A 22,385-nucleotide genomic window follows, 5' to 3' on the forward strand; every position below is an offset into this window, starting at 1 on the left:
TGGCGCCCCTTGGTGTTCGGCGCCGGGGGCCCACCCGGCGGGGGGGGCGGCCGCGCTCCCCCCCCCCCCGCCCCTCCGTCACGGGCGTCAGCGGGTGCGGAAGGCCAGCACCACGTTGTGGCCGCCGAAGCCGAACGAGTTGTTCAGCGCGGCGATCCGGCCCTCGGGCAGCGGGGTCGCCTCGGTCACGACCTTCGCGTCCACCTCGTCGTCCAGCTCCTCGACGTTGATGGTCGGCGGGGCGATCCGGTGGTACAGCGCCAGCACGGTGGCGACGGTCTCGATGCCGCCGGCGCCGCCCAGCAGGTGGCCGGTCATCGACTTGGTGGCGGAGACCAGGATGTGGTCGAGGTCCTCGCCCAGCTCCTTGCGGAGCGCCTTGAGCTCGGCGGTGTCGCCCTGCGGGGTCGAGGTGGCGTGCGCGTTGACGTGCACGATCTCGGCCTTGTCCAGCTCGTTGCGGTCGAACAGGTCGGCCAGCGCGCGGGCCACACCGGCGCCGGTCGGCTCGGGCTGGGCGATGTGGTGGGCGTCCGAGGACAGGCCCTGGCCGACGGCCTCGCAGTAGATCCGGGCGTTGCGGGCCTCGGCGTGCTCCAGCGACTCCAGCACGACCACGCCGGCGCCCTCGCCCAGCACGAAGCCGTCCCGGGCCTTGTCGTACGGGCGCGAGGCACGCTCGGGCTCGTCGTTGTTCTTGGACATCGCCATCATGTTGGCGAACGCGGCGATCGGCAGCGGGTGGATGGCCGCCTCGGTGCCGCCGGCCACCACGACGTCGGCGCGGCCGCTGCGGATCATCTCGATCGCGTAGCCGATCGCCTCGGCGCCGGAGGCGCAGGCGGAGACGGGGGTGTGCACACCCGCGCGGGCGCCGACCTCCAGGCCGACGTTGGCCGCAGGGGAGTTGGGCATCAGCATCGGGACGGTGTGCGGGGAGACCTTGCGGGCGCCCTTCTCCCGCAGCACGTCGTACTGGTCGAGCAGGGTGGTCACGCCGCCGATGCCGGAGGCGATCACGGCGCCCAGGCGCTCGGGGGCGAGCTTGGAGGACTCGTCGGTGGCCGGGGTCTCGTAGCCGGCGTCGGCCCAGGCCTCGCGGGCGGCGATCAGCGCGAACTGGGCGGAGCGGTCGAGCTTGCGGGCCAGCGGGCGGGGCAGGATCTCGCCCGGCTCGACCGCGGTGCGTGCGGCGATCCGGACCGGCAGGTCCTGGGCCCACTCCTCGGTCAGCGCCGCCACTCCGGAGCGCCCGGCGATCAGGTTCTCCCAGGTGGTGGCGGCGTCGCCGCCCAGCGGCGTGAAGGCGCCGATACCCGTGACGACCACGGTTCGGTTCTCAGCGGTCACTGGTTTCTCTTCTTTCACGTTTCGTGCGGGGTCGGCGGCGAGCCGAAGAAGGGCCCGGCCGGGCGCCCGGTGGGGCGTCCCGGCCGGCGGGTCGACCTGGCTCTCGGAGCCGGGCCGACGGGTCAGCCGTCCTGGGCGTTCGTCACGCCGGACGGACTGGGCGACTCGTACGAGTCGATCGCTCAGGCGGCGTTGGTGAGGATGTAGTTCACCGCGTCGCCGACGGTCTTCAGGTTCTTGACCTCGTCGTCCGGGATCTTGACGTCGAAGCGCTCCTCGGCGGCCACGACGACCTCGACCATGGACAGCGAGTCGACGTCCAGGTCGTCGGTGAAGGACTTGTCCTCCTGGACGTCCTCGCCCGGGATCCCGGCGATCTCGTTGACGATCTCGGCGAGACCTTCCAGGACCTCGTCCTTGGTGTAAGCCATACCGGCTGCTCCTCTTCGGTGTTGAACGTGTCCGACCGTCGGCCGGGCACGGGCTTGTGGATGGGGTGGGGCGAAACGCGCCTAGGGGAGCGTAACGACTGCCGCGGCGTAGACGAGACCCGCCCCGAACCCGATGATCAGCGCGAGGTCGCCGCTGTGGGCCTCGCCGGACTCCAGCATGCGCTCCATCGCCAGCGGGATGGAGGCCGCGGAGGTGTTGCCGGTCTCCGCGATGTCGCGGGCGACCGGCACCGACGCGGGCAGCTTGAGCGCCTTGATCATGGCGTCGGTGATCCGCATGTTGGCCTGGTGCGGGATGAAGGCGCCGAGCTGGTCGGCGGTGATCCCGGCGGCGTCCAGCGCCTGCTGGGCCACCTTGGCCATCTCCCAGACCGCCCAGCGGAACACCGGCTGGCCGTCCATCCGCAGGGCCGGCCACTTGTGGTCCTGCTCCTCGCCCGGGCCGTTGATGGCGTCGGGCTTGGCGAAGGCGGTGTCCCAGGCCTGCGTCTGGCTGATGACGTCGGACTGCGAGCCGTCCGAGCCCCAGATCAGCTTGCCGATGCCCGGCGTGTCGGACGGGCCGACGATCGCGGCACCGGCGCCGTCGCCGAAGATGAAGGCGGTCGAGCGGTCCGACTTGTCGGTCAGGTCGCTGAGCCGCTCGACGCCGATCACCAGCACGTACTCGGCGTTGCCGCCGCGGATCATGCCGTCGGCCAGGCCCAGGCCGTAGCCGAAGCCGGCGCAGGCGGCCGAGATGTCGAACGCCGGGGCGGTGCCGCAGCCGAGCCGCTCGGCGATCTCGGTGGCGATCGCGGGGGTCTGCTTGAGGTGCGAGACGGTCGCGACGATCACGCCGCCGATCTGCTCGGCGGAGATGCCGGCCTGCGCGACGGCCTTGCCGGCGGCCTGCAGCGACATCTCGGCGACGCTCTCCTCCGGGCCCGCCCAGCGGCGCTCGGCGATCCCGCTCCGGGTGCGGATCCACTCGTCCGAGGAGTCGATCCACTCCAGGACCTCGGAGTTGGGGATGACCCGGACCGGGCGGTAGCCGCCGACCCCGTGGATCCGGGAGTACTGCGCGCCGGTGGCGGGGCGGATCTGCGGCTTGGTCATGCCAGGTCCTCCTGGTCCTGCTGGTCCGGCTGCTCCTGGCCGCCGTGCTCCGCGATGAGCGCACGGGCCTTGTCCAGGTCGGCGGGGGTCTTCAGGGCGAGCGTGGCCACGCCCTTGAGGTTGCGCTTGAGCAGCCCCGTGAGCGTGCCCGCGGGGGACAGCTCGATCACGGCGGTCGCGCCCAGCCGGCCGAGGGTCTCCGTGCAGAGGTCCCAGCGGACCGGGTTGGAGACCTGCGACACCAGGCGGGCCAGCACCTCGGCGCCGGAGTCGACGACCCCGCCGTCCCTGTTGGACACGTAGGTGACCTGCGGGTCGGCCACGGCCAGGCTCGGGGCCAGCGCGGCGAGCCGCTCGACACCGGGGGCCATGTGCTCGGTGTGGAACGCACCGGCCACCTTGAGCGCGATCAGCTTGGCGCCGGCCGGCGGGTCCGCCTTGAGGGCCTCCAGCTGGACCAGCGTGCCGGCCGCGACGATCTGGCCGCCGCCGTTGTTGTTGGCCGCGGTCAGGCCGTGCTCGGCCAGCTTCGCCGCGACGACCTCGGGGTCGCCGCCGAGCACGGCGGTCATGCCGGTCTCGGTGACGGTGGCGGCCTCGGCCATGGCCAGGCCGCGCTCACGGACGAAGGTCAGCGCCTCGGCGGCGCCGAACACCCCGGCGAGGGCGGCGGCGGTGATCTCACCGACGCTGTGGCCGGCGACGGCGCCGGTCAGCTTGCGGGCGGCGTCCTCGTCCGGGAACAGCGCGCGGGCGGTCACCAGACCGGCCGCGACCAGCAGCGGCTGGGCGACGGCCGTGTCCTTGATCTCCTCGGCGGAGGCCTCCGTCCCGGCGTGCACCAGGTCGAGCCCGGCGGGCTCCGACCAACGGCGCAGGCGGTCGGCGACACCGTCCAGCTCCAGCCAGGGGCTGAGGAAACCGGGGGACTGGGCACCCTGTCCAGGGGCGACGATTACGAGCACGGTTCAACCCTCTCTCGCCAGGCGCCCGGGGGCGGGTAGGCGACGGTAACGAAGAAAACCATCCGGGATTGTATGGTCCCTACACCCCGGCTCAGCCGGGCTCCCCGGCGGCGGTGAGCCGGCCGAGGGCCAGTGCGATCCGCAGGGTGAACGCCGAACGTACGTCGGAGGGGGCGTACCCCGTGACGTCGGTCACACGTCGTAGCCGGTAGCGCACCGTGTTGGGGTGCACGAAGAGCATTCGGGCCGCGCCCTCCAGGGAGGACGCCTGCTCCAGGTAGACGCTCAGCGTCTCCAGCAGGGCGGAGCCGGCCTCGTCCAGCGGTGTGTAGATCTCCTCCACCAACTGGCGGCGGGCGGCCTGGTCCCCGGCGAGCGCCCGTTCGGGCAGCAGGTCGTCGGCGAGCACCGGGCGCGGGGCGTCCGGCCAGGCGGCGCAGGCACGCAGGCCGGACGCGGCGGCGTGCGCCGAGCGGGTCGCCGAGAGCAGGTCCGGCACGGTCGGGCCGATCACCACCGGGCCCGGCGCGAACTGGCCGATCAGCGCCCGGGCGGCGTGCACCGGCTCCTTCTCACCGCCGACCACGACCACCAGGCGCTTGCCCAGCACCCCGGTCAGCACGTTCAGCTTGGCGTACCGGGCGGCCCGGCGGATCGCCTCGACCACCAGCTCGCTGTCGCCGTCCGGCGCGCTGCCCATCACCACCCGGACCTGGCTGGGCTGCCCCCAGCCCAGGGCGGCCGCCCGGGACAGCACGCCCTCGTCGGCGTCGCCGGACAGCAGGGAGTTCACCACCAGCGCCTCCAGCCGGGCGTCCCAGGCGCCGCGCGCCTCGGCCGCCTGGGCGTACACCTGGGCGGTGGCGAAGGCGATCTCCCGGGCGTAGACCAGCACGGACTCGCGCATGTCCGCCTCGTCGCCGGGGGCGGCCACCTCCTCGATGGCCTCCTCCATCACCTCGATCGTGGTGCGGATCAGCTCCACGGTCTGGCGCAGCGTGATCGCCCTGGTCAGCTCGCGCGGGGCGGTGCCGAAGACGTCGGTGGAGATCGCCCGGGCGGCCTCCGGGTGGCGGTACCACTCGGTGAAGGCGGCGATGCCGGCCTGGGCGACCAGGCCGATCCAGGAGCGGTGCTCCGGCGGCATCCGCCGGTACCAGCCGAGCTGGTCGTCCATCCGCGAGATCGCGGCGGTGGCCAGCTTCCCCGAGGACTTCTCCAGCCGCTTGAGCGTCGCGGCCCGGCGCTCGGCCCGCTCGGCGGCGTTCCGGCGCTCCTGGGCGGTCAGACGGGGGGCGGGGCGGCCGGGGCGGTCGCGGGCGGTCCGGGGAGCCGGGCTCTTCCCGGTGGGTTCGGCGGGGGGCGTGGGTTCGCTCTTGGAGTTCGCGGAAGCGGCTGGCACAAGGACAAGACTGCCTCACGCGAGTGACTGCTCGTGCACACCCCCCGGTGCGGGGGCGCGGTGGTGCCGCTCACGGCCCCGGGGCGCGGGGCGCGTCCGCGCCCCGGCGCGCGCCGTCCGGAGCAGTACGGTGAGGGGCGTGACCGACGACGCCGCCCGCCCCCGCGCCGACCAGCGCCGCACCGCCGAGCGCTACCGCTCCACCCCCGCCGAGGGCATCGAGACCCGGCACGCGTTCTCCTTCTCCGGCCACTACGACCCGAAGAACACCCACTTCGGCGCGCTGCTCGCGTGCAACGAGGAACTCCTGGCGCCCGGCGCCGGGTTCGAGGAGCACAAGCACCGCGACACCGAGATCCTCACCTGGGTGCTGGAGGGCGCGCTGGCACACCGGGACTCGCACGGCCACGGCGGGGTGGTGCGCCCGGGCATGGTCCAGCACCTCAGCGCCGGCTCCGGGGTCACCCACACCGAGCGCAACGTCGGCGGCGCCACCGGGCCGGTGCGCTTCGTCCAGATGTGGCTCCAGCCGGACGAGTTCGACGCCGACCCCGCGTACGGGCTGCGCAAGGTGGAGCCGGCGGACGGCGGGTTGACGCTGCTGGCCTCCGGCCTGGAGCGCGACGCCGGGACGGACGCCCTGCGGCTGCGACGCCGCGACGCCGCGCTCTGGCTGGCCACCGCCGGCCCCTGGCAGCCGCTGCCCGAACTGCCCGCCGCGCCCTGGCGGTACGCCCACCTGACGGCCGGCTCCCTGGGCTACCGGACCGTGCCCGGGCCCAAGGGCGCCGGGCGGTCGATGGCGCCCGGCGACAGCGTGCGGGTCACCGGCGAGGCCTTCGCCGATCCGGCGGCCGGGGAGACCGGCGCCGAACTCCTGCTCTGGGAGATGCACTCGCCGGTCTCGTACGGCTGAGGTCAGCCCCGCAGTTCGCCGAGGACGGCGTCGGACAGCGGCGGCCAGGCCTCCACGGCCCAGGGGCCGAAGTCCCGGTCGGTGAGCGCGACGCAGGCCGCGCCGGCCCGCGGGTCGACCCAGAGGAAGGTGCCGGACTGGCCGAAGTGGCCGAAGGTCTCGGGGGAGTTGGCGGTGCCGGTCCAGTGCGGGCTCTTGCCGTCGCGGATCTCGAAGCCGAGGCCCCAGTCGTTCGGGCGGCGGTGGCCGTAGCCGGGCAGCACGCCGCTGGTGCCGGGGAAGGCGACCTCGCGGGTGGCCCGGTGGACGGTGGACGGGTCCAGCAGCTTCGGGGACTGCAGCTCGGCGGCGAACCGGGCCAGGTCGGCCACCGTGGACAGGCCGCCGGCGCCGGCCGGGGACTTGCTCGCGGTGTTGATCAGGGTGTCGTGCATGCCCAGCGGCTCGAACACCGCCTCGGCGACGTACCGGTGGAACGCGATCCCGGCGGCCTCGGCCAGGGTGGCCGCCAGGACGTCGAAACCGGCGTTGGAGTAGAGCCGGCGCTTGCCGGGCTCGGAGAACAGCCGGTCCTCGTCGAAGCCGAGGCCCGAGGTGTGGGCGAGCAGGTGGCGGACGGTGGAGCCGGGCGGGCCGGCCGGGTCGTCCAGCTCGAACACGCCCTCCTCCAGGGCGACCAGGGCCGCGTAGGAGGTGAGCAGCTTGGTCACCGAGGCCAGCGGGAAGAGGTGCTGCTGCGGGCCGTGGGCGCCCAGCACCGCGCCGTCCGACCCCCGGACCACCGCGGCGGCGGCGTGGGGCACGGGCCAGTTGTCGATCATCCGCAAGCTCTCCATGCGGTCGACTCTAATGTGCGGTCCGGCCGGGTGGCGGGGGCACCCGGGTGGGTGGCTTGCTTGGAGTGCACTCCAACTCGGTAGCGTCGTCGTCACAGGACAGGGGGAATCGATCATGGCCACACCCGTACGGGCCCGGGCCGGTCTGCGCAGCTGCGCCGAGGTCTTCAACGGCCAGGACAGTGAGCCGGACCGGACCCCGCGGCACACCATCAGCGAGGTCGCCGCCGTCAGCGGGCTGACCGCCCACACGCTCCGCTGGTACGAGCGGATCGGCCTGCTCGACCCGGTCGACCGCGCGGCCGGCGGCCAGCGCCGCTACTGCGACGGCGACCTGCGCCGGCTGGCCTTCCTGGGCCGGCTGCGGCTGACCGGGATGTCGGTGGCGGACATGCTCAAGTACGTCGACATGACCCGCCGCGGCGACGAGACCTACGTCGAGCGCCGGGAGCTGCTGGAGACCCAGCGCGAGGAGGTCCGGCAGCGGATCGTCGACCTCCAGGCGACCCTGGCCGTCCTCGACCACAAGATCGATCTCTATGCCGGGAGGATCGCCGACAGTGCCGGCGCCCCCGTCCGATGCCAGTACCACCGAGTAGAGGAAGAGCAGAGCGCATGACTCACCCCGTCCTCCCCACCGCACCCCTCGGCACCGACGGCCCGCTGGTGGGCGTCCAGGGCCTCGGCTGCATGGGCATGAGCGAGTTCTACGGCCCGACCGACTCCGACGAGGCGCGCGCCACCCTGGACGCCGCGCTGGAGGCCGGCGTCACCCTGTTCGACACCGCGGACATGTACGGCCACGGCCGCAACGAGGAGTTCCTCGCCCCCTTCGTCCGCGCCAACCGCGACCGGGTGGTCATCGCCACCAAGTTCGCCATCGACCGCAGCGAGGAGGACCCGAGCCGCCGGGCCATCCGCAACGACCCGGAGTACATCCGCACCGCGGTGGAGGGCTCGCTGCGCCGCCTCGGCGTGGAGACGATCGACCTGTACTACATGCACCGCCGTGACCCGGCCGTGCCGCTGGCCGACTCGGTCGGCGCGATGGCCGAGCTGGTGAAGGCCGGCAAGGTGCGGCGGCTGGGGCTGTCCGAGGTGACCGGGGCCGAGCTGCGCGAGGCGCACGCCGTCCACCCGATCGCCGCGGTGCAGTCCGAGTGGTCGGTGTTCGCCCGGGACGTCGAGCGCTCCGCGGTGCCGACCGCGGCCGAGCTGGGCGTCGCCTTCGTGCCGTACTCGCCGCTCGGGCGCGGCTTCCTGACCGGCGCCTTCCAGGACGCGGCGACCCTCACGGCGGGCGACTTCCGCCGCAGCAGCCCGCGCTACACCGGGGAGAACGCCGTCGCCAACGGCGAACTGCTCACCCCGCTGCGGGAGATCGCCGCCGCCCACGACGTGACGCTCGCCCAGGTCGCGCTGGCCTGGGTCCAGCAGCGGGCCCAGGTGCACGGGCTGACCGTGGTGCCGATCCCCGGCACCCGCAAGCGCAGCCGGCTCGCCGAGAACACCGGCGCGGTCGCCCTGCGGCTGAGCGCGGAGGAGCTGGCGCTGCTGGAGCCGCTGGCCGGCCGGGTGGCGGGCGAGCGCTACGCGGACATGAGCAACACCTCGGTCGGGCGCGAGTAGTCGGGTAGTACAAGCGGTGCGGGGCCGGGGAGGTCGAGGACCTCCCCGGCCCCGCACGGGGTTGTGCGGCCTCAGGCCTTGCGGCCCATCCAGGCGGCCAGCCGGGCGTGCACGTCGGCGTCCTCGGCGACCGGCAGCACCGCGCCGAACGGGACCCCCTCGACCCGGCCCTCGGGCGGCAGCACCAGCTCGGCGACGGCCAGCGCGGTGCGGGCCAGCCCCTCGTCCAGGGCGAAGCCGTTGCCGAGGGCGGTGGCGATGTCCCAGGAGTGGGTCACCGTCTCCATCACGTAGCCGCCGACCACCATCCCGCCGGGCACCTCGCCCCAGGGCGCGGAGGTCGGGCGGCCCAGCTTGGCGTCGTCCGCCCAGGCGGCGGTGGCGCGGGCGGCGGCCCGGGCGAGCGCGGCCGGCCAGCCGTCGTCCGCCGGGTCCTCGATGCCGGGCAGGATGTCCGCGGCCAGGCCGCCCTCGCCCATGTAGGCGAACCGGTGGATGCCGCCGACCACGTGGTTCAGCAGCTGACGCAGCGTGTACTCGTCGCACGGGGTGGGCCGGTCGAGGTCGGCGGGGGTGACGGCGGCGACCAGCTGCGCCAACTGTCCGAGGGCGGTGAGGTACTGCGGGCGGGCGTCCTGGACGGCGTTCATCTGCGGTCAACTCCTGGGTGCGGTGCGGCCCTTGCTCGGGGCGGCCCTTTGCTCGGGGCGGTCCCTGCTCGGACCGTTCGGTCGGGCTCGGAACGCAATCTCCCAGTAAAACCTGACAAGTGCCGTCAGGATTCTTGGGATCCTGGAGCCATGAAGGCCGACCGCCTGCTCTCGATCCTGCTGCTGCTCCAGACCCGGGGCCGGGTGCCCGCCACCGAACTGGCCGAACGGCTGGAGGTGTCCGTCCGCACCATCTACCGGGACGTCGAGTCGCTCTCCGCCGCCGGGGTGCCGGTGTTCACCGAACGCGGCCGGCACGGCGGCATCAACCTGCTGCCCGGCTACCGCACCGACGTCACCGGGCTGACCGCCGACGAGGCGCGGGCCCTGTTCGTGCTCTCCGCCCAGGGCGCCCACAGCGACCTCGGGCTGGACGGTGCGCTCGGCTCGGCGCTGCGCAAGGTGATGGCCGCGCTGCCCGCCCCGCACCGCCCGGCCGCCGAGCGGGTCAGCGAGCGGATCCTGGTCGACCCGGCACGCTGGATGCAGAACCCGCAGGCGGGCACCGGCGGTCCGCCGGACCTGGGCGAGCTGCAGTACGCGGTGTTCGCCGACCGGCGGCTGCGGCTGCGCTACCGGCACAGCGGGGCGCCCGCGCCGGTGGAGTACACCGTCGACCCGTACGGCCTGGTGAACAAGGCCGCGGTCTGGTACCTGGTGGCCGATCTGCACGGCGAGCCGCGGCTGTTCCGGGCCGACCGGGTGCTCGCCGCCGAGACCGCCGAGGAGGCGGTGCGCCGCCGGGCCGGGGTGGCACTCGGCGAGGTGTGGGCGGCGCTGCGCGAGCAGGTGGAGCGGCTGCCCGTGGACGTGCCGGTACCGGTGCGGGTGCGGCGCGGGCGGCTGGACATGTTCCTGCGCATCCACGGCGGCCGGGTCACGGCCCTGCCGCCGGAGACGGACAGCGGGGCGGCCGAGGAGTGGGTCGAGCTGGCGATGGCCTTCCCGTCCGCGGCGGCCGTCCGCTCGCTGCTGGCCTTCGGCGCCGAGGTCGAGGTGCTGGGCCCGCCGGCCGCCCGGCGCGAGCTGGCGCGGGCGGCGGCGGAGGCCCTGCGGCTGTACCAGGAGCAGTAACGCCCCAGCGGCGGCCGGGAGTTGGGCCGGGAGCGGCTAGGAGTTGGACTGGGGCCGGACGACGTCGCGGTAGTCGCCGAGCGAGATCGCCGCGAAGTTGTGCAGGCTGTCGGTGCCGTCGGTGAAGTAGCCGTTGTGGCCGGCCGCGCGGGCGGAGGAGATCTGCTCGGCACCGAAGCCGCCGCCGGTCGGGTCGGCGCCGTGGCCGAGCTTGCCGACCTCCAGGAACGGGACGTTGCCGATCCAGTCGCTGGGGTTGCGGGTGGCCCACACATGGACGCCGGTGCCCAGCTCGTCGGCGGACTGCACGCCCATGCCCGGGCTGCCGAACACCATCATGTCGGTGATGCCGGAGGTGTCGGACGGCGAGGCGGCCGCCCGCGGGATCTTCGGGGCGGCGGTGCCGCACACCACCGAGCCGTACGAGTGGCAGAGCAGCGCCGGGGGCGCGTCCGGGCGGGTGGTCTCCCGCAGGCCCGCCAGCAGTCGCTCCAGCCGGGGCGCGGCGACGTCGGCGAGCCGGGAGGTGGCCGCGTCCGGGCCGAGGCCCGAGGGGGTGACGTACCCCGTCCAGGCGATCACGGCGGTGCGGGTGCCCGGGGCCTGGCGCTGCTCCTCGGAGTACAGGGCGCGGGCCATGCCGGCCGGGGACCGCAGCGGCTCGGCCGCCTGGTCGAAGTGGCCGAGGTCGGCGTCGGAGCCGGGGACGATCACGGAGACGTGCTCGGCGTCGGCGAGGTCGCCCCAGACCTCGGTGACCAGGCCGCGGCCGCGCGGGTCGAAGGCGAGGACCTGCCGGTCGGGGGTGAGCAGGTGGTCGACGTCGTTGGCGCGGGAGACGGCCAGCGCGCGGGTGTCGGCGTCCAGCTTCTTGTCGGCCGCCCGGGCCCGGGCGGCGTCGCGCTCGTTCGCCAGGGCGATCCGGTTGGCGCGGTAGCGCAGGTCCAGCGGGGCGCCGTCGTAGTTGCCGACGACCAGCGGGTAGTCCTTGATCAGCCGGTCCAGCTCGGTGGGGGCGAGCGAGGCGAAGAAGGCGGCGGCGTCGGCCGGGCTGGTGGTGGCCGGGTCGGGCAGGACGCGGCCGAAGGAGTGGTCCTGGATCCAGGCGGCGCTGCCGGCCGGAGGCGTGGAGATCGCCAGCTGCTCCGAGGAGACCGCGGCGGCGGCTGCCGAGGCACCGGCGTCGGCGAGCACGGCACAACCCGCGAACGCCCCGATCAGTACCCGCTTCCAGCGTCGACGGTTGCGCACCGCACCAACTCCCTTGGGGCCCGTCACCGTTTCTCGGGCGGTGCCCGGAGGGTGCGAAATGGACTTGCTGACTTCCCTGGGAAAGCGTAGAGGTCACAGGAGGGTGACGGACACGCCCAAACTGTGGGATGGATCACATGAACCGGGAGTGTCCTCCCGACGTCCTTGTGTGGCCGTTCCGGCGGTGCTAAGCGGAGTGGCGGGCGTCATGTTCGGAGACCACCCGCTTGGGGGCCGTCCGCCGCCAGGCCTCGGTGACCACGTCGCGCAGCTCCTCCGGGTCGACCAGGTCCAGCCGGACGCTCACCCAGCCGTGGCGTCCGACGTAGCGCGCGAAGGAGAACACCTCGGGCTCGGCGGCGATCAGTTCGGCCTGGTCCTCGCGGGTGGCCTTGACGGTGACGCTGTCGCCGTCGGGGTCGCCCATCGCGAAGACCTTGCCGCGCACCCGCAGGGTCTGGATGCCCCAGGTCGGTTCCTGGGCGGCCTCCGGCAGGGCCAGGGCCATCGCGCGGAACTCGTCGAACGTCACCATGGCGGCAGGGTAGAGCAGGGCCCCGCTGCGCGCCCCCGCACCCCCGGGCCGAGCGAGGGGGTGCGGGGCGCGGGCGGCGCTCAGCCGAGCGAGGCCCAGTTGTCGCAGGTCCGGTCGCCGTCGACCAGCCGGTCCGGGTGGCCGCTGCCGTCGGCGATCGAGATCCGGCGGTAGCTCTGGCCGCAGAAGACCCAGAACTCGCTGCTGCCGCTGACCCGTTGGCGGTCCGGGACGGGCAGGAAGCAGTCCACCCGGCTGAGCCCGTTCAGTGAGCTCCACTGGGAGAGCTCACGGTCGGTGCGCTCCCGTACGTCGGTGTGGGCGGAGCCGTCGGCGATCGAGATCAGCCGGTACTGCTGGCGGCCGCTGGTGGTGTGGAAGCACCAGTACCAGCTCTTCCCGCCGACCCGCTGCTGGTCCGGCACCGGCAGCCAGCAGTCGACCTGGCCGACGCCGCTGAGCGAGCCCCAGGAGGTGAGGTCGCGGTCCGAGCGTTCCAGCGCGGTGGTGTACCGGCCGCCGCCGCAGGTGATCGAGACCAGTCGGTACTGCTGGCGGCCGACGGTGCTGTGGAACACCCAGTACCAGCTCTTGCCGCCCGGGTCCTGCTGGTCCGGGACGGGCAGCACGCAGTCCACCCGGCCGATGCCCTGGAGGCAGGTCCAGCTGGTCAGCCAGGTGTCGTCCTCGACCTTGCGGTCGGTGTGGGCGGAGCCGTCGGCGACCGAGATCACCCGGCAGCGGTCGCCGTGGAAGGCCCAGTACCGGCTCTGGCCGCCCTTGCGGTACTGGTCCGGGACGCCGACGAACTCGTCGCACGGGTAGGCCTTCACGGGCTGCGGCTTGGGCTGCCCGCCGGTCTGGGTCCCCGTCTGGCCCGTCTGGCCGGTCTGGGTGCCGCTCTGGCCGGTCTGGCCCGTCTGGCTGCCGTTCTGCCCGACCGGGGTGAGCCGGCCCTCGCAGAGCCCGCGCAGGATGCCGAGCGAGGGCATGAAGGCGTAGACCGAGCCGGTGGTCCGGACGAACTGCTGGAAGCTCACCGGGGTGTGGTTGATCAGGCCGTCCGGCCCCCGGCTCTCGTGGTCGACGTCCGGGGCCTCCTGGGTCACCGGGTCCTTGCCGGGCACCGGCCTGGGGTCGGCGTGGCCGGGCGGGACGACGCCGCCGCTGTCCCGGTTCGGCGGGAAGTTCGGCTGGTCCATCCAGTCGGCCTGGATGAACTCGAACTGCCGCTGGATGTCGGCCTGGTAGCAGATGAACAGCAGTCCGCGCGGGTCGTCCGGGCCGCCCGGGCCCTCGGAGGCCGGGTCGAACGGGGCGCCGTACGGGGTGCCCCGGCGGATGATCCGCCGGCCGTCCAGGATCCCGGCGTCGAACGGCGGCTTGTCCGGGCTCTCCTGGAGGCCGGCCCGCGGGCTGGTCTTGCGCAGGTGCGACCAGAGCGGTGTGACCAGGCCCTCCAGGTCGTCCCGGAAGTCGAAGTCGTTGTCGTTGGCGGCGCTCGGGCTGTTCGGGACGTCCCGGTCCTGGTGCTTGCAGACCGGTGCGCCGGAGCGCCAGCGGCCGACCATCCGGGCGGCCAGCCACTCGGTGGTGGCGCTCTCCGGGACGGCCTTGGCCTGCTTGAGCTCCCGCAGCTTGACCGAGACCTGCGACCACCAGCCGGGGACGTCCTGGGCGAGCCGGCGGACCACCTGGAAGGAGCCGTTGCGCGCCCACTCGGGGTACTGGGACGGCGGGCCGCTGAACGCGTCGTTCTCCAGGCCGCAGACGAACTCGCCGGCCGGGAGCAGCCGGGTGCCCGGGTGGCCGTCCTCCTCCTCCGGCTTGGCCGGGTTCGGCCGGTCGAAGCCCTTGACGCCGGGTTCGCTGATGCCGTCCTTGAAGCCGAAGTGCTCCTTGCCGCGCCGACTGCCCAGCAGGGTCCGGGCGTTCTGTTGGTAGACGATCAGGACCCGGCACTCGGCGGCGGCGATCCGCTGCGCCTCGACGGCCGCCTGGAGGTCCTGCTCGGTGTCCGCGGAGATCTTGAGCAGGGCGTGGACGGGCTGGTTCCTCCCGTTGCCGAACAGCCAGTTCTCCGGGGAGTTGTCGCCGGTGTCGCCGAGCGCGCCGGCCCGCTGGGCCGAGCCCTCCTTGAAGGCCTCCAGGCCGCCGCCGACCGGCGGGGGTGTGGGGAACGGGTCGGTGGCGGCGAGCATCCGCAGGCCCTCGTAGGTGAAGCTGAGGCCCAGCCAGGTGGCGGTCAGCGACTTGGGGTCGTCGCCGCCGGAGGCGTTCCTGGCCTCGCTGAACGCCTCGTTGAACGTGGCGACCTGGCGGGTGGTGGAGATCTGCGGGGTCAGCCTGCGCAGCCAGTCGCGGGCGCGGGCGGCGTCCTCGAACTTGAGGAACAGGACGCTGACGTTGTCCTTCTTGAAGCCGGCCAGGATGTCGCCCTGGATCTCTTCGCTCTCGCGCAGGCTCGGTTCCGTCGTCATCGTGCTCGGGGCTCCTTTCGGGGTGGGGGTATCAGGCGGAGAGCTGGACCCATTGCGCGACGCTGGGCACGCCCTTGTCGCTGAGCAGGAAGAGCAGGTACCAGCCGGGCGGGGCGGCCTTGGCGTCCGGCGGGGCCTGGAACTCCAGCCGGTTGCCGGCCCGGCCGGTCAGCCGCAGGTCGACGTACCGCTGGCTGGTGTTGACCGAGTGGGTGGAGGTGGTCGGGGCCAGCAGGACGGCCCGGGCGGCGAGCCCCGGGGTGGTGCTGGTGACGGTGAACCTCTTGTCGTACCCGACCGGCGTGGTGGGCGCGTTGGCGAGTGCGGGCCGGTCGCCCTGGTGGAGGTAGGGCGGTTCGTAGATCTCGATGGTGCCGTTCATGGTGATCGGGCCGGTGGTGCCCGGGACGCCGTCGACGGTGCCGTTGACGTCCGTGTTGTTGGCCAGCTGCTGGAGTTCGTCGCCGGTCACCATGATCCGGCCGTCCGGCAGCACCACCGCGTTGGAGTGGTAGCCGCGCGGCAGCCGCTGGACCGGGCCGAGCTGCCAGTTGCCCTGGTCGTCGCGGAGTTCGATCTGGCGGTACTTGAGGTCGGCGTTCGGGTTGTACGGGCCGTTGCCGTAGTCGCGGATGTCGTAGGCGCCGTTGACCGTCATCAGTCGGCCGTTGGGCAGCAGCAGGGTGTCGTCCTGGGTGCGGCCGAAGGCGCGGGACTTCTCGGCGGTCCAGCTGCCGTTGGAGAAGCGCAGGGTGCCCGGGTTGTCCCGGTCGCCGCCGAGGACCAGGGCGGAGTCCGGGCCGTTCGCCCCGCCGGGCAGCATCACGGCGGAGCCGTAGTTGCGCTTGCGGCCGTCGGGGCGGGCGGTGAGGTCGGCGCGGGTCTCGGCGACCGGGTCGAACCGCCACTGCTCGTTCGCGGCGCGGCCGAAGCCGTACACGTTGCCGTCGTTGAGCGAGAACAGGTGCGGGTAGTCGAAGCTGAACGGCGCGTCGGCCCTGAACCGTTCGACCGGGGTGTTCTTCGGGGTGTCGGTCTTCTTCACCGGGACGGGGAAGGCCTTGGCGGGGAAGCGTTCGACCACCGGGGTCGGGGTGCCGTAGCCGAGTTCGGACTGGCCGGACATGATCAGCTGGCGGCCGTCGGCCCCGGTGACCACCGAGGGGTACCAACGGCCCACCGACATGTCGGGGTTGCGGGTCCAGGTCTCCGTCCACGGGTCGAAGACCAGCGAGAGCTTGGCGCCGGTGCCGCCGTTGCCGCCCAGGTTGCCGCCGAAGACGCCGAGCATGCCGTTGGGCAGGAAGGAGTGCCCGGAGCAGAAGAACGGCACCGGGCGGGGCTCGTCCAGGCCGTCCGGCATGTCCGAGACCGGCGGGTCGACCCGCTTGAAGGCGTCCTTGCCGGTGCCCTTGGCCGGGTCCCAGAGGAAGGCCCGGCCGGCGTTCTCCTTGCCGATGGTCTGGGTCGGGGCGGGTTCCTTCTCGGGGTTGGTCTCGATCCGTTCGAAGGAGAACAGCAGCACCTTGCCGGTGGGCAGCAGGGCGACGTGGTCGCCGAAGTCGGGGGACGGGAAGTACTCCTTGAAGGCGCCGAAGGTCTCCGGTGCGAAGGCCTTGTTGAGCTGGGCCTGGGAGGCGGTCAGGGCGTTGTACCGGTTGGTGCGGGTGGTCTGCGGGTAGTCGCCGACGCCGCGGACGGCCGCGCGCATCCGGGCGTGCTCCTCGGCGTGCTCCCGGCCCAGGGCGGCGACCTCGTCCTGCCGCACCTCCTCGGCGACCCGGCGGGAGTCGACGTGCGGGGCGAGGTCGTCCCCGCCGTGGGCGAGCGCCGGGGCGGCGGCGCTCAACAGGCTTCCGGTGGTGACCGCGAGGACCACGGCGGCGGCCGGCAGCCGGTGGCGGCCCCGGGGCCGGGACCGCGGGCGGGACGGGGACGGGGGCATGGATCTCCTCGGGGAGGGAGGGGTGTTCGGGGAGGGGGCGAATGCGGACGGACGGGCCGTGGGCGGGCGCGGTCCAGCGATGGTCGCCGACCGTCACAGAACATCACAGTGCGTGGTGGCGCGCATGTGCCGTGCCTCCCTTGGAGCGGTGCCCCTTCCGGGGATGCGCTGGAACGGCCGAAGGGGCGCGCACCGTTCGGTTGCGCGCCCCTTCGGAGCGGTGATCGCCGGCGTGGTCGCCGGGGCGTCACACCATGCCCAGCGCGTACGCGGCGAACAGCGCCGCCGCCGTGCCCGCCAGCGCCTTGCCGGCCCGGGAGAAGGCCGTCCACGGCCCGTCGAAGCGCCGGGTGAACCACCCGATCGTCACCAGGGCGGCCCCGAACAGCGGCAGCAGGGCCAGCCGGGCGGCCACCCAGCCGAGCGAGTCCGGCGCGGTCGTCAGCCCCGGCACGGCGCCCAGACCGGCCGCGCCGGGCACCGCCACCGCGAGCATCGCGCTCTGGTGCCAGCAGAAGATCGTCATCGCCGACAGGTTGACCGCCACCACCGGCAGCCACAGCAGCGGACGGCGGGTCAGCAGCCGGCCCAGCCGCTCCCGCAGCAGCACCGCCGCGCCGCACTGCACCGCGGCCAGGGCCAGCACCAGCAGGGACGGCGGGTGCGAGTTGGTCCGCTCGACGCCCGGCACCCCGACCATGCTCGCCGGGTAGTGGAACACCACCAGCAGGACCGCGAACAGCGCCGCGCCGCCGAACAGCAGCACCCGGGCGGCCGACCGGCCGAGCCGGCCCTGCGCCCACAGCACGCCCAGCTGGTAGCCGAACATCCAGCCCGGCAGCAGGTTCAGCAGCCCCACCCAGGACGGCACCGCCTCGGCCCACGGCCCGTACCGCAGCAGGTCGACCAGCGCGACCGAGGCCACCAGCAGGCCCGCCGACCACGCGCCGAGCCGCCGCCCGAAGGCCACGCAGAGCGGGGTGAGCGCGGTCAGCGCCAGGTACACCCCGATGTACCAGAGCGGCTGCACCACCAGCGTGGCGCCGGTGCGCAGGGTGTCCGCGGGCACCCCGAGCCGGGGCAGCAGCGGGATCAGCAGCGCCCACACCGCCGTCACCCCCAGCACCGGCCGCAGCAGCCGGACCGTCCGGGCCCGCAGCCAACTCCCGTACGTCAGCCCCTTCTCCCGGGCCCGCTCCAGCGAGCGGACCGAGGAGTGGCCGCCGACCAGGAAGAACACCCCGAGCATCTGGAGCACCCAGCTGGCCGGGGCGAGGCCGCCCAGGGCGGAGAGCGGGCTGGCGTTGTGCAGGGCGCCGTCGGCGGAGAGGGTCAGGCCGCCGAGCATCCAGTGGCCGATCGGGACGGACAGCAGGGCGAGGGCGCGCAGGCCGTCCAGGGCGCGGTCGCGGCTCGCGGGGGTCTTCGCGTCGACCTTCGCGGCGGCGCGGCGCAGGGTGGCGACGGGGTGGGGCAGGGTGCTGGTGGGGCGGGCCATGGTGGTGTTCCTTCCTTGGCGGGGGGTGGGGCTCAGCGGCCCTGGGCGATGGCGGCGTAGGCGGCGAGGGAGGCGGTGCCGGGGGTGAAGTAGCCGGTGTGGCCGTGGGATCCGGTGGACGGCAGCGGGCGGGCGCCGAAGCCGGGCTCGGTCGGGTCGGCGCCGTGGCCGAGGCCGAGGAACCGGACGTTGGGCACGTCGCCGATCCAGTCCGAGTCGTTGCGGGCGGTGGCCCAGAGCGGCACCGCGGGGTCGAGGTCGGCGGCCGAGTCGACGCCCATGCCGGGCGAGCCGAGCACCACCAGGCCGGAGGCCCGGGCGGGGGTCGGGCGGGCCAGGCCGCAGACCACCGAGCCGTAGCTGTGGCAGAACACCGTGGGCGGGGCCTGCGGGGTGGTGGTGGCGGCGAGTCCGTCCAGGAACCGGTCGAGGCGGTCGGCGCCGGCCCGGGCGAGGTCCTCGGTGGCGGCGTCGACGCCGACGCCGACCGGGGTGGTGTAGCCGGCCCAGGCGATCACGGCGGTCCGCCCGTCGGTGGCCCGGTACAGGGCGCGGGCCATGCCGGCGGGGGTGCCGTACGGCTCGGTGGCGCGGTCGAAGGTGAGCAGGTCGATGTCCGAGCCGGGGACGATCACGGCGGTGCGGGGGGCGGTGGCGAGGTCGCCGAACACCTCGGCGACCTGGCCGCGGCCGCGCGGGTCGAAGGCGAGGACCTGCCGGCCGCCGTCCAGCAGGGTGCGGTAGCGCTCGGCGCGGGTGCGGGCGGCCTGCTGGACGTGCGGGGTGAGGGCCGGGTCGGTGGTCCGGGCGAGTTCCCGGTCGCGTTCGGCGGTGAGGGCCAGGGTGTTGGCCCGGTACCGGAGCGGGACCGGGGCGCCGTCCAGGTTGCCGACCACCAGGGGGTGCCGGGCGGCCAGGGCCTGCTGCTGGGCGGGCGTCAACCCGGCGAAGAAGGCGGCCACTTGGGCGGGCGTGCTGGTGGCCGGGTCGGGGAGGCGCAGGCCGAGTGCGGTGTCGGCGGTCCAGGCGGCGCTGCCGGGCGGCGGGCCGGTGACGGCGGCCTGGGTGTCGGCGGCCCAGCCACCCGCGCCGAGCACCGCCGCCAGCGCCAGCGCGGTGGCGGCGAGCGCCCGCTTGGTACGGAGCTTGCGCATGTCCCTGTTCTCCCTCGTCCGTTCGGCAGCCGGCTTCGGCTTTCGACGAGGAGGAAGGTAAGAAGACGACGGCCCCGCGGACGTCACACCGCGGGGCCAACTACCCGGTGCTACCGGGGTATGAGGGGGACAACCCCCCTTACTCGCCGGGGGTCACCAGGCCGGACTCGTAGGCCAGCACGACGGCCTGGGCGCGGTCGCGCAGGTCGAGCTTGCCGAGGATGCGCCCGATGTGGGTCTTGACGGTCTGTTCGGCGAGCACCAGCTGGGCGGCGATCTCCTGGTTGGACAGGCCGCGGGCGATCAGCCCCAGCACCTCGGTCTCCCGCGGGGTCAGGCCGTTGAGCCGCAGTTTGGGGTCGCGGCGCCTGGCGGGCTTGTTGCGGGCGAAGTCGGCGATCAGCCGCCGGGTGACGGAGGGGGCGAGCAGGGCCTCGCCGGCCGCGACCACCCGGACCGCGGCGATCAGGTCGGCCGGCGGGGCGTCCTTGAGCAGGAAGCCGCTGGCCCCGGCGCGCAGCGCCTCGTACACGTAGTCGTCCACGTCGAAGGTGGTCAGCATCAGCACCTTGGGCCGGTGGGCGCCGGGGACCTCGGGGTCGAGCAGTCGCCGGGCGGCCTCCAGGCCGTCCATGACGGGCATGCGGACGTCCATCAGGACCACGTCCGGGTGGGTGCGGCCGGTGACCTCCAGGGCCTGGGCGCCGTCCGCCGCGTCCCCCACCACGTCGATGTCGCTCTGCGCGTTGAGCAGGGCGGCGAAGCCGGCCCGCACCATGGCCTGGTCGTCGACGATGATCACGCGGATGGTCATACGGGTGTCTCCTGGGGTGGGTCGAGCGGCAGGACGGCGGCCACCTTGAAGCCGCCGTCCGGCAGCGGGCCGGTGTCCAGCCTGCCATCGACCAGCCGGACGCGTTCACGCATGCCGACCAGGCCGTGCCCGGTGCCCTCGACCGAGGCCTCCAGCGACTCGGTGTGCTGGGACGGGGGCGCGTTGACCACGGTGAGCCGCAGTTCCGGGCCGTCCGCCGACAGCGACACCCAGGTCCGGGCGCCGGGGGCGTGCCGGACCACGTTGGCCAGCGCCTCCTGGACGATCCGGTAGACGGAGAGGCCGACGGCCTGCGGCAGCAGCTCGGCCAGCCCCTCGTCCACGGCCAGTTCGGCGGGCACCCCGGCCCGCCCCACCGTCTCGACCAGCTGGGTGAGTTGGGCCACGCCCGGCTGCGGGGCCTTCTCCCCGGAGGCGTCCTCGCTGCGCAGCACCCCGAGCAGCCGGCGCATCTCGGCCAGCGACTCGCGTGCGGTGCCGGCGATCGCGGTGAACTCCTCGGCGGCGTCGTCCGGGACGCCCTGGATCCGGTACGGCGCGCTGGCGGCCTGCACCGCGATCACCGACATGTGGTGGGCCACCACGTCGTGCAACTCCCGGGCGATCCGGGCGCGTTCCTCCAGCAGGGTGCGCCGCTCGCGCTCCACCTCGCTGATCTGCTCCTGCTCGGTGAGCAGCCGGCGGGCGACCGCGCGGTCCTGCACGGCCCAGCCGAGCAGCAGGACGGCTCCGCTGAGCGCGATCAGCAGCACGGTGGTGCCGTCGCCGGCCCGGGGCAGTCCGAGGGTGGTGGTGAGGACGGTGAGCAGGAAGGTGGCGATCCAGACCGAGATCACGGTGGCCCGGCGCTCGCGCAGCCCGAGGGCGAGCAGCAGGAAGAGGTACGCGATGATCATCGGCGCCGTCCACGGCCAACTGCCCATCAGCTGGTGGTGGCGGGCGGTGATGGCGGCGGTGAGGACCAGGGTGGGGGCGCTGATCCACCAGGCGGCCAGCGGGCGGGTGATGGCGAGGAACAGCGGGGTGGTCTGGGCGACGGTGAGTGCGGCGGCGACCGGCAGCACCAGGCCGTAGAAGCCGACCAGGGTGGCGATCCCGGAGGGGATCAGCGAGGCCTGGAGGATGATCGCGACGGCGAACGGGATCCTGCGCACCCAGCGTCGGCGGGAGTTCCCGAGCAGCGGGGTCTCGTTCTCGCTGGGGATGGTCAGGTTCTGCCTCAGGGTGCGCAGTTGTCGGGCGGCGAACCTGCGGGCGTCGGCGGCGGTGAGCGTCTTCATCGCGGGCCAGCCTAGGAGCACGGGCCCGGGTCGCGCGTCGGACTGGAGCGCGAACCTCCGGGTACCACCCGGGTACGGGGTGGTACCCGGGTACTACGGGCGGGCGCTAAGGGCGCTAAGGGCGCTAAGGGCGCTACGGGCGGTCGCGCCAGTGGCCGGCCAGGGCGGGGCCGAGCTGGTCGAAGTAGCGCTCGATCACCACGACCATGCCCTCGGGGCCGGCCGGTTCCTGCTCGGCGGTCCAGGAGAGGTGGGCGGCGCGCAGCAGGCTGCCGAAGACGGCGGCGAGCACGACCGGGCGCAGGTCCTCGGCGGGGTCGAGTCCTTCGCGTTCGGCGAGCACCTGGACCACCAGCCGCTCCTGCTCGGTGACCCGGCGCAGGTGGGCGGCGAGCAGGGCGGGGGTGTCCTCGATGATGCGCAGCAGTTCGAGGGCGCTGCCGATGGAGTTGGGGCCGGAGGCCCGGGCGTTCCCGAGGTCGCGCCAGGCCTGGACGATCGAGGCGCGCAGGGCCTGGAGCGGGGTCTCCTCGGTGGGCCGGTGGCGCAGGCAGTGGATGAAGTAGTCCTCGGCGTCGGCCATCACGGCGAGGGCGACCTCGTCCTTGTTGGCGAAGTAGCGGAAGAAGGTGCGCGGGGAGACGTCGACGGCGGAGGCGATCTCGTCGACGGTGGTCCTGGCGAAGCCCTGGCCGAGGAAGAGCGCGTGGGCGGCCTGTACCAGGGCGTCCCGGGTCTGCTGCTTCTTGCGCTCGCGCAGGCCGGGGGCCCGGCCGAGGTCCTCCGGGGTGCCGACGGGGTGGGGGGTGCGAGCGGCCATGGCGGGGGCCTTCCGGGGCGCGGGTGTGGCGGGTGGGAGCACAACCTTAGCCGCCTGACAAATGGCAGTTCCGGCCACAAGTCACTGTTTGCCGAATGTCAGTCGCTGACATAATCTGCCGGAGTGGCGCTCGTCGGCCGGGCACTCGTGGGGAC

General features: G+C 73.9%; 20 protein-coding genes. 4 read left to right on the forward strand and 16 right to left on the reverse strand.

Annotation, left to right across the window (positions count from 1 at the left end; translation table 11 throughout):
- Positions 1-87: 87 nt before the first annotated feature.
- The 5 genes from fabF to ACFV8H_RS36225 form a co-directional block, all read right to left on the reverse strand.
- A complete protein-coding gene (fabF, locus tag ACFV8H_RS36205) occupies positions 88-1,350 on the reverse strand; it encodes a beta-ketoacyl-ACP synthase II (RefSeq protein ID WP_380408326.1) in 1,263 nt (420 codons plus the stop codon).
- A gap of 182 nt (positions 1,351-1,532) precedes the next feature.
- Positions 1,533-1,781 carry an acyl carrier protein gene (locus tag ACFV8H_RS36210; RefSeq protein WP_375887726.1) on the reverse strand — a complete coding sequence of 83 codons (249 nt, stop codon included), beginning with the start codon at positions 1,779-1,781 and terminating at the stop codon, positions 1,533-1,535.
- Between the two features lie 81 nt (positions 1,782-1,862).
- Positions 1,863-2,900, reverse strand: a complete 1,038-nt coding sequence (locus tag ACFV8H_RS36215) for a beta-ketoacyl-ACP synthase III (protein WP_375887728.1) — start codon at positions 2,898-2,900, stop codon at positions 1,863-1,865.
- Positions 2,897-3,865, reverse strand: a complete 969-nt coding sequence (locus ACFV8H_RS36220) for an ACP S-malonyltransferase (RefSeq protein ID WP_380408329.1) — start codon at positions 3,863-3,865, stop codon at positions 2,897-2,899. Before ACFV8H_RS36220 ends, ACFV8H_RS36215 begins: the two co-directional genes overlap by 4 nt.
- Before the next feature lie 91 nt (positions 3,866-3,956).
- A complete protein-coding gene (locus ACFV8H_RS36225; RefSeq protein ID WP_375888120.1) occupies positions 3,957-5,153 on the reverse strand; it encodes a PucR family transcriptional regulator in 1,197 nt (398 codons plus the stop codon).
- A gap of 253 nt (positions 5,154-5,406) precedes the next feature.
- Between ACFV8H_RS36225 and ACFV8H_RS36230 the strand changes: the two genes are divergently transcribed.
- The gene (locus ACFV8H_RS36230) at positions 5,407-6,183 is read left to right on the forward strand and encodes a pirin family protein (RefSeq protein WP_380408331.1); all 777 of its coding nucleotides are present in this window, start codon (positions 5,407-5,409) and stop codon (positions 6,181-6,183) included.
- A 2-nt stretch (positions 6,184-6,185) separates the two neighbouring features.
- On the opposite strand, the gene ACFV8H_RS36235 is transcribed toward ACFV8H_RS36230, so the two are convergent.
- The gene (locus ACFV8H_RS36235) at positions 6,186-7,019 is read right to left on the reverse strand and encodes a serine hydrolase domain-containing protein (protein WP_380408333.1); all 834 of its coding nucleotides are present in this window, start codon (positions 7,017-7,019) and stop codon (positions 6,186-6,188) included.
- 115 nt (positions 7,020-7,134) lie between these two features.
- Here ACFV8H_RS36235 and ACFV8H_RS36240 point away from each other — a divergent pair, with 115 nt between their 5' ends.
- Together ACFV8H_RS36240 and ACFV8H_RS36245 are read left to right on the forward strand one after the other, a co-directional pair.
- A complete protein-coding gene (locus ACFV8H_RS36240; protein ID WP_380408335.1) occupies positions 7,135-7,638 on the forward strand; it encodes a MerR family transcriptional regulator in 504 nt (167 codons plus the stop codon).
- Entirely contained in the window at positions 7,635-8,648 is a 1,014-nt protein-coding gene (locus ACFV8H_RS36245) for an aldo/keto reductase (RefSeq protein WP_380408337.1), read from the forward strand. Before ACFV8H_RS36240 ends, ACFV8H_RS36245 begins: the two co-directional genes overlap by 4 nt.
- Before the next feature lie 71 nt (positions 8,649-8,719).
- Here ACFV8H_RS36245 and ACFV8H_RS36250 read toward each other — a convergent pair whose 3' ends face one another.
- Positions 8,720-9,298, reverse strand: a complete 579-nt coding sequence (locus ACFV8H_RS36250; protein WP_380408339.1) for a TIGR03086 family metal-binding protein — start codon at positions 9,296-9,298, stop codon at positions 8,720-8,722.
- A 150-nt stretch (positions 9,299-9,448) separates the two neighbouring features.
- On the opposite strand from ACFV8H_RS36250, the gene ACFV8H_RS36255 reads away from it, so the two are divergent.
- Positions 9,449-10,432 carry a helix-turn-helix transcriptional regulator gene (locus ACFV8H_RS36255; RefSeq protein ID WP_380408341.1) on the forward strand — a complete coding sequence of 328 codons (984 nt, stop codon included), beginning with the start codon at positions 9,449-9,451 and terminating at the stop codon, positions 10,430-10,432.
- 36 nt (positions 10,433-10,468) lie between these two features.
- Here the strand turns inward: ACFV8H_RS36255 and ACFV8H_RS36260 are convergent, their stop codons facing one another.
- From ACFV8H_RS36260 to ACFV8H_RS36300, 9 genes are all read right to left on the reverse strand, one after another.
- Positions 10,469-11,683 carry an alpha/beta hydrolase gene (locus tag ACFV8H_RS36260; protein ID WP_380408343.1) on the reverse strand — a complete coding sequence of 405 codons (1,215 nt, stop codon included), beginning with the start codon at positions 11,681-11,683 and terminating at the stop codon, positions 10,469-10,471.
- A gap of 187 nt (positions 11,684-11,870) precedes the next feature.
- A complete protein-coding gene (locus ACFV8H_RS36265) occupies positions 11,871-12,218 on the reverse strand; it encodes an MmcQ/YjbR family DNA-binding protein (RefSeq protein WP_375887752.1) in 348 nt (115 codons plus the stop codon).
- 80 nt (positions 12,219-12,298) lie between these two features.
- Entirely contained in the window at positions 12,299-14,698 is a 2,400-nt protein-coding gene (locus ACFV8H_RS36270; protein WP_380408345.1) for a Dyp-type peroxidase, read from the reverse strand.
- Between the two features lie 31 nt (positions 14,699-14,729).
- Complete coding sequence (locus ACFV8H_RS36275) at positions 14,730-16,643, reverse strand: galactose oxidase-like domain-containing protein (protein ID WP_380408347.1); 1,914 nt, start codon at positions 16,641-16,643, stop codon at positions 14,730-14,732.
- A gap of 247 nt (positions 16,644-16,890) precedes the next feature.
- Positions 16,891-18,141, reverse strand: a complete 1,251-nt coding sequence (locus ACFV8H_RS36280) for an acyltransferase (protein WP_380408349.1) — start codon at positions 18,139-18,141, stop codon at positions 16,891-16,893.
- 32 nt (positions 18,142-18,173) lie between these two features.
- Positions 18,174-19,295, reverse strand: coding sequence for an alpha/beta hydrolase (locus tag ACFV8H_RS36285; RefSeq protein ID WP_380408351.1), 1,122 nt, complete (start codon positions 19,293-19,295; stop codon positions 18,174-18,176).
- Positions 19,296-19,434: 139 nt separating this feature from the next.
- Positions 19,435-20,109, reverse strand: a complete 675-nt coding sequence (locus tag ACFV8H_RS36290; RefSeq protein WP_380408353.1) for a response regulator — start codon at positions 20,107-20,109, stop codon at positions 19,435-19,437.
- Positions 20,106-21,410 (reverse strand): sensor histidine kinase, encoded by a 1,305-nt coding sequence (locus tag ACFV8H_RS36295; protein WP_380408355.1) that lies wholly within the window; start codon positions 21,408-21,410, stop codon positions 20,106-20,108. Before ACFV8H_RS36295 ends, ACFV8H_RS36290 begins: the two co-directional genes overlap by 4 nt.
- A gap of 133 nt (positions 21,411-21,543) precedes the next feature.
- The gene (locus ACFV8H_RS36300; RefSeq protein ID WP_380408357.1) at positions 21,544-22,230 is read right to left on the reverse strand and encodes a TetR/AcrR family transcriptional regulator; all 687 of its coding nucleotides are present in this window, start codon (positions 22,228-22,230) and stop codon (positions 21,544-21,546) included.
- Positions 22,231-22,385 lie beyond the last annotated feature (155 nt).

The sequence above is a fragment of the Kitasatospora sp. NPDC059827 genome (genome assembly GCF_042731675.1).
Lineage (GTDB): Bacteria > Actinomycetota > Actinomycetes > Streptomycetales > Streptomycetaceae > Kitasatospora.

Excerpts from the sequence above, each read along its gene's own strand:
- ACFV8H_RS36285 (WP_380408351.1), bottom strand. The coding sequence starts at position 19,295 with ATGCGCAAGCTCCGTACCAAGCGGGCGCTCGCCGCCACCGCGCTGGCG.
- ACFV8H_RS36240 (WP_380408335.1), top strand. The coding sequence starts at position 7,135 with ATGGCCACACCCGTACGGGCCCGGGCCGGTCTGCGCAGCTGCGCCGAG.
- ACFV8H_RS36265 (WP_375887752.1), bottom strand. The coding sequence starts at position 12,218 with ATGGTGACGTTCGACGAGTTCCGCGCGATGGCCCTGGCCCTGCCGGAG.
- ACFV8H_RS36245 (WP_380408337.1), top strand. The coding sequence starts at position 7,635 with ATGACTCACCCCGTCCTCCCCACCGCACCCCTCGGCACCGACGGCCCG.
- ACFV8H_RS36270 (WP_380408345.1), bottom strand. The coding sequence starts at position 14,698 with ATGACGACGGAACCGAGCCTGCGCGAGAGCGAAGAGATCCAGGGCGAC.
- ACFV8H_RS36290 (WP_380408353.1), bottom strand. The coding sequence starts at position 20,109 with ATGACCATCCGCGTGATCATCGTCGACGACCAGGCCATGGTGCGGGCC.
- ACFV8H_RS36280 (WP_380408349.1), bottom strand. The coding sequence starts at position 18,141 with ATGGCCCGCCCCACCAGCACCCTGCCCCACCCCGTCGCCACCCTGCGC.
- ACFV8H_RS36215 (WP_375887728.1), bottom strand. The coding sequence starts at position 2,900 with ATGACCAAGCCGCAGATCCGCCCCGCCACCGGCGCGCAGTACTCCCGG.
- ACFV8H_RS36275 (WP_380408347.1), bottom strand. The coding sequence starts at position 16,643 with ATGCCCCCGTCCCCGTCCCGCCCGCGGTCCCGGCCCCGGGGCCGCCAC.
- ACFV8H_RS36255 (WP_380408341.1), top strand. The coding sequence starts at position 9,449 with ATGAAGGCCGACCGCCTGCTCTCGATCCTGCTGCTGCTCCAGACCCGG.
- ACFV8H_RS36210 (WP_375887726.1), bottom strand. The coding sequence starts at position 1,781 with ATGGCTTACACCAAGGACGAGGTCCTGGAAGGTCTCGCCGAGATCGTC.
- ACFV8H_RS36295 (WP_380408355.1), bottom strand. The coding sequence starts at position 21,410 with ATGAAGACGCTCACCGCCGCCGACGCCCGCAGGTTCGCCGCCCGACAA.
- ACFV8H_RS36250 (WP_380408339.1), bottom strand. The coding sequence starts at position 9,298 with ATGAACGCCGTCCAGGACGCCCGCCCGCAGTACCTCACCGCCCTCGGA.
- ACFV8H_RS36235 (WP_380408333.1), bottom strand. The coding sequence starts at position 7,019 with ATGGAGAGCTTGCGGATGATCGACAACTGGCCCGTGCCCCACGCCGCC.
- ACFV8H_RS36300 (WP_380408357.1), bottom strand. The coding sequence starts at position 22,230 with ATGGCCGCTCGCACCCCCCACCCCGTCGGCACCCCGGAGGACCTCGGC.